Source organism: Actinocorallia lasiicapitis (genome assembly GCF_054778695.1).
This window is the reverse complement of sequence record NZ_BAAGZI010000282.1, coordinates 1-7,997: the sequence shown is the minus strand read 5'-3', so window position 1 is coordinate 7,997 and position 7,997 is coordinate 1. Positions and strand designations below refer to the sequence as shown.

General features: G+C 67.0%; 8 protein-coding genes. All 8 read left to right on the top strand.

From position 1 onward, the window contains the following. A partial coding sequence (locus ACYVE7_RS24705; protein ID WP_460367652.1) for a hypothetical protein occupies positions 1 to 182 on the top strand: 182 nt, incomplete at its 5' end. A 97-nt stretch (positions 183 to 279) separates the two neighbouring features. Then, positions 280 to 1,293: a SidA/IucD/PvdA family monooxygenase gene (locus tag ACYVE7_RS24700; RefSeq protein WP_460367650.1), complete on the top strand. Its 1,014-nt coding sequence runs from the start codon at positions 280 to 282 to the stop codon at positions 1,291 to 1,293. A 15-nt stretch (positions 1,294 to 1,308) separates the two neighbouring features. Further along, positions 1,309 to 3,030 carry an ABC transporter ATP-binding protein gene (locus tag ACYVE7_RS24695; protein ID WP_460367648.1) on the top strand — a complete coding sequence of 574 codons (1,722 nt, stop codon included), beginning with the start codon at positions 1,309 to 1,311 and terminating at the stop codon, positions 3,028 to 3,030. A 183-nt stretch (positions 3,031 to 3,213) separates the two neighbouring features. After that, positions 3,214 to 5,199 carry an ABC transporter ATP-binding protein gene (locus ACYVE7_RS24690; RefSeq protein ID WP_460367646.1) on the top strand — a complete coding sequence of 662 codons (1,986 nt, stop codon included), beginning with the start codon at positions 3,214 to 3,216 and terminating at the stop codon, positions 5,197 to 5,199. Between the two features lie 30 nt (positions 5,200 to 5,229). Continuing rightward, positions 5,230 to 5,688, top strand: coding sequence for a DUF4240 domain-containing protein (locus ACYVE7_RS24685; RefSeq protein ID WP_460367645.1), 459 nt, complete (start codon positions 5,230 to 5,232; stop codon positions 5,686 to 5,688). A 300-nt stretch (positions 5,689 to 5,988) separates the two neighbouring features. Beyond that, positions 5,989 to 6,414 carry a hypothetical protein gene (locus ACYVE7_RS24680; protein WP_460367643.1) on the top strand — a complete coding sequence of 142 codons (426 nt, stop codon included), beginning with the start codon at positions 5,989 to 5,991 and terminating at the stop codon, positions 6,412 to 6,414. 112 nt (positions 6,415 to 6,526) lie between these two features. Then, on the top strand, positions 6,527 to 7,039 hold the full coding sequence (locus ACYVE7_RS24675; protein WP_460367641.1) for a hypothetical protein: 513 nt from the start codon (positions 6,527 to 6,529) through the stop codon (positions 7,037 to 7,039). After that, entirely contained in the window at positions 6,985 to 7,557 is a 573-nt protein-coding gene (locus ACYVE7_RS24670) for a hypothetical protein (protein WP_460367640.1), read from the top strand. Before ACYVE7_RS24675 ends, ACYVE7_RS24670 begins: the two co-directional genes overlap by 55 nt. Positions 7,558 to 7,997: the final 440 nt, after the last annotated feature.

The window sequence follows — 7,997 nt, the reverse complement described above, 5'->3', positions numbered from 1 at the left end:
GCCTCGCCTCCGCCGAACCGCGCGGCGTGCGGACCGCCGCCGCCCTCGCGGACTGGGCGGCCGGAGCGCTCAAGCCGGCCGGCAGCGCCGAAGCCCTCGCCGAGATCGTGCTCTTCGCCGACGGCATGACGGAGACCGAACGTGAGATCCGTCTCCGTCACGCCGGCTGCGCCCGCGTCTAGCGCCCGCGCGACCCGTTGGGCGGCTCCTTGTCGAAAGGGGTGACGAGGATTAGGTTAGGCTCACCTTAGTAAGTGCAGCCTAAACTGAAAGGCCCCCATGTCCTCTGCCGGGCAGCACGTCCACGATCTCGTCGGCATCGGTTTCGGGCCGTCCAACCTCGCGCTCGCCATCGCGCTCGCCGAGCACGGGACACAGAGCGGCGAGGCGGTCGACGGGGTGACCCCCGTCTCCGTCGACGGGACGGTCGAGTATCTGGACGTCGTCTCGGTCTCGGGCGGCGAGACCACCGTGCGCCGCGCCCGCAATGTGGTGATCGCGTGTGGTCTGGTGCCGGTGCTGCCCGAGGGCGTCACCGGCGGCGAGCGGGTCTGGCACAGCGAGGACCTGCTGCGGCGGCTCCCCGGCCTCGAGGCGCCCCGCCGCGTCGTCGTGGTCGGCGCGGGGCAGAGCGCCGCCGAGGTCGCGGGCCACCTGCACACCGAGTTCCCCGAGACCGAGGTCTGCGCGGTGTTCGCCAAGTACGGCTACACGCCCGCCGACGACAGCTCCTTCGCCAACCGGATCTTCGACCCGGCCGCCGTCGACCATTTCTTCACCGCGCCCGACGAGGTCAAGGGGCTGCTCCGCGACTACCACTCCTCCACCAACTACTCCGTCGTCGACCTCGACCTGATCGACGAGCTGTACCGCCGCCACTACCAGGAGAAGGTGCAGGGCAAGGAGCGGCTGCGGATCCTCAACGCGTCCCGGCTGCTGGACGTCGCGGTCGACGGCGAAGGCGTCAAGGCGACGGTCCGGTTCCTGCCGACCGGCGAGGAGACCGTCCTGGACGCCGACCTCGTCGTCTACTGCACCGGCTACCGCCCCGGCGACCCGCTGCGGCTGCTCGGCGAGGCGGCCGAGCACTGCGAACGGCTCGCCGACGGCTCCGCGCGGATCGACCGCGACTACCGGATCGTCACCGTGCCGTCGATGCGGGCCGGCGTGTACGTGCAGGGCGCGACCGAGCACTCCCACGGCATCACCTCCACCCTGCTGTCGAACACGGCGGTGCGGGTCGGGGAGATCGTCGGTTCGATCGTCGCGCGCGGCCGCACCCTCGCGGGCTGACGGCCGGGACGCGTGATGCTCGACGCTCCGGTCACCGGGTCGAAGGTCCTGAAGCGGACCCTGGCCCGCAACGCCCGGCGGCTCACCGCCGGGACAGCGCTGATCAGCGCGCACCAGATCTGTGAGGCGACCGTCCCGATTCTCATCGGCGTGATCGTCGACCGGGCCGTCGCGCCCGGCGACGGCCGCGCCCTGGTCGGCTGGCTGGTCGCGCTGGCACTGCTGTTCACCACGCTGACCCTGGTCTACCGGTTCGGCGCGCGGACCCTGATGCGCGCCATCGCCCACGAGGCGCACCTGCTGCGGCTCGAACTCGCCCGCAAGATCATGCATCCGCGGGGGATCGACACCGACCTGCGCGCCGGTGACCTGCTGACGGTCTCCTCCAGCGACGCCGACAACACCTCCCACCTGCTCGACTCGGTGCCGCGCGGGGTGGGCGCGATCGTCGCGACGGCCGTCTGCTCGGCCGCCCTGCTCTTCATCGACGTCCCGCTGGGCCTCGCCGTGCTGGTCGCGACCCCGCTGGTGCTGGCCGCCCTGCACCTGGCGACGCCCCGGATCACCCGGCGGATCGCCGAACAGCAGGAGAGGGCCGGTGAGGCCGCCTCGCTGGCGACCTACCTGGTCAGCGGGGTCCGTCCGCTGCGCGGGATCGGCGCCGCGCGGGCCGCCTCGGAGCGGTACCGCGAGGTCAGCCGCGCGTCACTGGCCGCCCATCTGCGGGCGGCCCGCACCCAGGCCGTCTACCTGGGGGTGTCGTCGGCTTCCGGCGCGCTGCTGGCGTGCGGGGTCGCGGTGTTCGCGGGCTGGGCGGCGCTGACCGGCCGGATCACCGTCGGCGAGTTCCTGACGGTGATCGGGCTCGCCCAGTTCCTGATGGAGCCGGTCGGGCTGCTCGCTGAGATCCCCGGCTGGATCGCGGGGGCGCGCGCGTCCGCCGACCGGGTCGCCAAGGTCGTCGGAGCGCCGCTGCTGCTGCCCGACGACACCGACGCGGCCACTCTGCCCGAAGGCCCGGCCGGACTGGAGGTCCGCGAGCTCAGCTACGGGAGCCTCCAGGGCGTCACCCTGGCGGCCCGTCCCGGCGAGTTCGTGGGGATCGTCGCGCACCGCGCCTGCGACGCCGACGCCCTGATCGGCGTGCTGTCCGGCCGGGTCTCACCCGGCGACCACACCGGACGGGTCCTGCTGGCCGGGCTGCCGCTGACCGGGATCAGGCTTGAGGACGCCCGGCGGGTGCTGCTCGTCGAACCGCACCGCACCGACCTGTTCGAAGGCACCCTGGCCGCCAACCTCAGCCCCGACGGCCCACCCGACCTGGCGCTACTCGCCGAGGCACTGACGGCCGCCGCCGCCGACGAGGTCGTCGCCGCCCACCCCACCGGCCTCGACCACACGATCGTCGAGCGGGGAGCCAGCCTGTCGGGCGGCCAGCGCCAGCGCACCGCACTGTCCCGCGCCCTCCTGGCGCGCCCACCGATCCTGGTGCTACACGACCCCACCACGGCCGTCGACGCCGTCACCGAACACACCATCGCCCGCGGCATCCGTTCGCTACGCCACCCCCCGAACGGCCCCGCCCACCACACCACCCTCATCATCACCAGCAGCCCAGCCCTCCTGTCAGTCACCGACCGCGTCCTCATCATCGCCGACGGCCAGCTCATCGCCGACGCCACCCACACCACCCTCGCCGCCACCAACCCCGACTACCGCCAAGCGGTCCTGAGATGACCGAACCGTCCGAAGTCCGGTTCGTCGCCGCCGATGCCAACCACGCGGACCTTGCCGCCGCCGACCTCGACTACCGTCAGGCGGTTCTGAGATGACCGAAGCGTCGGAAGGCCGGGTCGTTGCCGCCGCCATCCACGCCGGCCTCGCCGCTGCCGATCCCGACTACCGTCAGGGGGTTCTGAGATGACCGAACCGTCCGACGGCTCGCTGCTGCCGATCGCCGACGGGGCGACGACCTGGCGCTGGCTGGGCGGGGAACTGCGGGAGCGGAAGGCCGCCGTCGCGGGCATCCTGCTGGCCGGGACAGCGGGTGCGGCCCCGGCCGTCGCGCCGCCCTACGTGCTCGGCGTGCTCGTGGACCGGGTGCGCGGCGGGGCCCCGGAATCGGTGATCGTGGGGGTGGCCGTCGCGATCGTCGCGGCGGCGGTGCTCGGGGCGCTCGCCACGGCCGTCACCTCTTATCTGGTGGCGCGGCTCGGCGGGCAGATCCTCGCGGTGCTGCGGGAGCGGACCGTGGCGCGGGCGCTGCGGCTGCCCGTCCCCACCCTGGAGAAGCTCGGCAAGGGCGAGCTGCTGTCGCGGGTCGGGGCCGACGTCGGGGAGGTCGGCAAGGCCGTCTCCGACGTGATCCCTGCCGTGATCTCGGCGGTGCTGCTGGGCGCGCTGAGCCTGGCCGCGATGGCGGGGCTCGACTGGCGGCTCGGGCTCGCCGGGGCCGTCGCGGTGCCGCTGTACGTGATCGCGCTCCGCTGGTATCTGCCGCGCGCCAGCCCGCGGTACGCCGTGCAGCGCCAGAAGGTGGCGTTCTCCTCACAGCGGCTGGTCGAGACCATGCAGGGCGCCAGGACCGTCCGCGCCTACCGGCTGGAGGAACGGCACCTCGCCGCGATCGACGCCGCGTCCGCGGACTCCCGCGACGTGTCGGTCTGGGTGTTCGACCTGTTCACGCGATTCGTCGGCCGGGTCAACAGGGCGGAGTGGGTGGGGCTCACCTCGCTGCTGGTCGCCGGGTTCTTCCTGGTGAAGCACACCCCGGTCACCGTCGGTGAGGCGGCCGCAGCCGCCGTGCTGTTCCACCGGCTGTTCAACCCGATCGGGATGCTGCTGTTCGTCTTCGACGAGGTGCAGGCCGCGGGCGCGAGCCTCGCCCGGCTCGTCGGGGTCGTGGGGATGCCCGAGGAGCCGAGCCCCGCGAAGACCGCCGCGGTCCCCGCCGACGCGGGGCTCGACCTGCGCGCGGTCCGGTTCAGCTACGGCGACGGCGCCGAGGTGCTGCACGGCGTGGACCTGCACGTGCCGGCCGGCCAGCGGGTCGCGCTGCTCGGCGCGACGGGCGCGGGCAAGTCGACACTCGCCGCCATCGCGGCCGGTTCCCTGCACCCCGACTCCGGCGCGGTCCTGGCGGGCGGGGTGCCGCTGCTCGGCCTCGCCCACCCACGCGACCAGGTGGCGATCATCACCCAGGAGACCCACGTGTTCGCCGGACCACTACTCCAGGACCTCCTACTGGCCCGCCCCGACGCCTCCACAGACGAGATATCCGCCGCCCTGGACCTGGTCGGCGCACACCAGTGGACAAAGGACCTACCCAACGGCCTCGACACCATCGTCGGCGAAGGCGGCCACGACCTGACATCCGCACAATCCCAGCAACTCGCCCTAGCCCGCCTGGTGCTGGCCGACCCACCCATCGCCATCCTCGACGAGGCCACCGCCGAGGCAGGCAGCCTAGGCGCACGAACCCTGGAAGACTCCGCGACGGCCGCCACCCACGGCCGCACCACCCTGATCGTCGCCCACCGCCTGACCCAAGCCGTAACAGCAGACCGAATCGTGCTCCTAGACCACGGCCAGATCCTAGAAGAGGGCACCCACGAAACCCTGATCGCCGCCGCCGGCCAATACGCCCACCTATGGTCAGCATGGACAAACCGCACCGCCTCCTCGGAGATCAAGTTAGCTCAGCCCAACCCAACGACGCACGACCCCGCCGTTGAAGTCCCGGACAGCGAAGCGACGCCCTCACGGCCCCCCACGCCGACCTCATCGCCCAAACCCACCACAGGCCTCACCAGCTCCACCACTAAGATCCCCGCCATCGGCAACTTCCAGAACAAGGACACCTACTCCCTCGATCGGTATTCGCCCGTGGTCACCGGTCGCTTGTAGTCGGTCCCTTTCGCTGATTGGCGCTTATTGATGGAAGAATTCTGGGAAGTCATCGGCACTAATCTGCTTCGGGATGAGGCAGGCTTGAAAACGGCACTCGCGGGGGTCTCTCGAAGGCTGGAAGGGTTGTACCCTTACGAGCTGATCGATTTCTCGAGGCGCCTGAGTGAAGTTCTTTATCTGATAGATAGAAGAGACTTCGCCAGCATTCCGGTTGATTTGGGCGGCGGCCGTATTTATGAACAGACGTCTGATCATTTCCTCTACGCGCGCTGCGCTTGTGTACTTTCGGGGATGGTCGAATATGAGGAAGTAGCCCTATCGGGGGCAGGCTTCGATCGTTACGTCCATCCATTTGCTCAGACTGCCGAAAGTCTCCTGTATCTGGCCCCGGCAGCTTATGAGCAAAAGATCGGTGGTGGACTGCGCCTGCCGGTGCCTCCTTTCCCAATCGAAAGCGGGTCAAATCCAGAAGGGTGGGCGAGTTAGAGCGAGTCGCAGGTTGTTCACGGCCCGAAGCGTGGCTGATAGGGCAGTGACCGTTCCTTCGGCGGCCAATGTTCGGCCGCGAAGCGCCTTGCGCAAACGTCGGGGACGTGGAAGGTCGGCCTAATCAGCTCCAAGGGCGGACAAGGCGACCCGATCAGCACTAGATCGCCACGGCATTCCCCGAGTAGGCATAGCGCCGTACGCTAGCCTGGGAGTGATAGGACGCGGGTTCTTTGCGCCCATCACTCCCGGCATTCCGGGACAGGCTCGAATCCTGACAGGTCAGGTGGAGTGACTAAGATGATCGAGATGGTTCTTGAGTCAGTAGACTTCGATACGGTTACTGGTAGACCGTGGGACCGCAAGGCTGGTGAGGGTCTGTCGGAGGTCGACCTCCACTACTACCTATTTCGTTCATCCATCACCTTCCGGATCGGGAGCAAGGTATTCCTCGATCGATCGCAAGCATTTCCGCTTTTTGATTTCCTGGCCAGTATTGCCAAGCTGATTGGCGCGCTTTCTATTGATTCGGCATTTTCAATTACCTTCACCGAATCTGCAGAATATATCGAGTTTCGACCATCCGGGGACAAGGTTTTGGTTTACTCAAGTCTGGATTTGGACACGGCGGAAGTGGAAATTGTGGAGCTGGTGCCTGTGCTGGTCGACTTTCTCAAGAAGGGGAGAAGGATTATTTTGGGCGAGGTTCCCGGAATATCAGAATAATCCAAGCTACGGGAAGATTAGCGGGGGATCCTGGACGGACTATGGCGATGAAGGCCATGGCGGGGAATCCAGAGCAGATGCTGGAGGAGCTTAACAAGGGTAGGGGTTCCTGGTGATCTTGATTCCAAAGGTACTCGCTCAATTGCTTCGCGATGTAGGTGAAGATCAAGCGCGGCTGATCGCACTTGACTATGCGAGGCATGCAGTGGAGGCGGGGCAGGGCTTGCTTGACCCTCACGTCGCCGCAGTCGCGCTCAGTTATCTGAATGAGGCTGGGCGATTGATATCCGGAGAAGGCGCCATCCATGAGTTGGCGGCTGCTCACAGGGATTTTCATCAGATAGGGGATATCGGCCAGCTGGATCGCGAAATCCTTCAGGTCGTCCGAATTTCTGTGACTGTCGCGTGTCAAAGGGAGTTGGAGTCCGGTGGCGTGGTGATGTATTTGCGCTACCGTCCGAAAATTTCGGTAGTCGCTAAGAGTGCCCAAGCGGTGGTTGTGCGCATAAAAATGGGCGATAGAGGGAAATCTGAGGATCGATGGAGGTGTGAGATCTGGTCAGAGGCGAGATGGCAATTGATACACCTTTTGGAGGTGGTGCCAATTCCCCACTTAAACGGTTAATATGCCATCCTTTTCCACGGCTTTGTCAATTCGACCCGCCACTACAAACAACCACCGTCACCTACAACCTGACCATCACCGGTCTTCATACCTACTATGTGCTGGCAGGGTCCACTCCCGTCCTCGTCCACAACTGCGGCGAGACGATGGACTTCGCGCATGGGACTACCTCAACCCACGCCGATAACATCGCTGCTAATGGGTTGAGCGGGGAAGCTGCCCAAGCGGCTTCCCATGGCGGATCGGTGGGGCAGCCGGGAAACCTGTTCACTTATCGGGTAAATCCTGGAGATAGCGACATACTTAGTGCTGCCGCAACCTTCGGCGGTAGTCGGACTGGTCCTGGCGAGAGCCCGTCGCTGATCATTTTCCAAATGTGCAAGTGCCAGTACGATCGCCTTACGGCAGCCGGGGACATCACGACGCGTGTCACCGACGAGGTCAGCGGGCGGGTGGAGCACATTTTCGGCCCTGGTGCCATGCCCTCCCTTAAGCAGATCTACAGGAGGGACTTTTGATGGATGGGTCAAGCGGATACGACGAATCCATGCCCCAGGTTGAAGAGCATGTGGAGAAGTATCAGAGAGCACTCGCAAGAGTCCGGGCTACCCATCGCGGCCGTCCAGTGGAGGATGTTCGTGACGCTCTCTCGGCTGCATTCAGAGAGGAAGGCGTAGACGTCTGGGCTGAAGTCGCGGACGATGCTGCTCGCCTAATTGCCAACGAGGAATAGCGGCACCAGCGATCGCGGGGTCTGGAGACCAGCCCCGCCCCGTTGAGCGGCGGAGGGCTTCGGAGGATGCTCACGAGCATTCCTGTTGCCGTCAGCGTTGCCGTCATCGCCGGAGGCCGGTTATAGGACTCCTACAACCGGCCTCCGGACGTTCCGGAGCCGAGCGGCTGCGGCGGGTCGGCCCCGGAGGGGCCGGAGCCCGGCGCGGGCCGCGCGGGTGTCGGC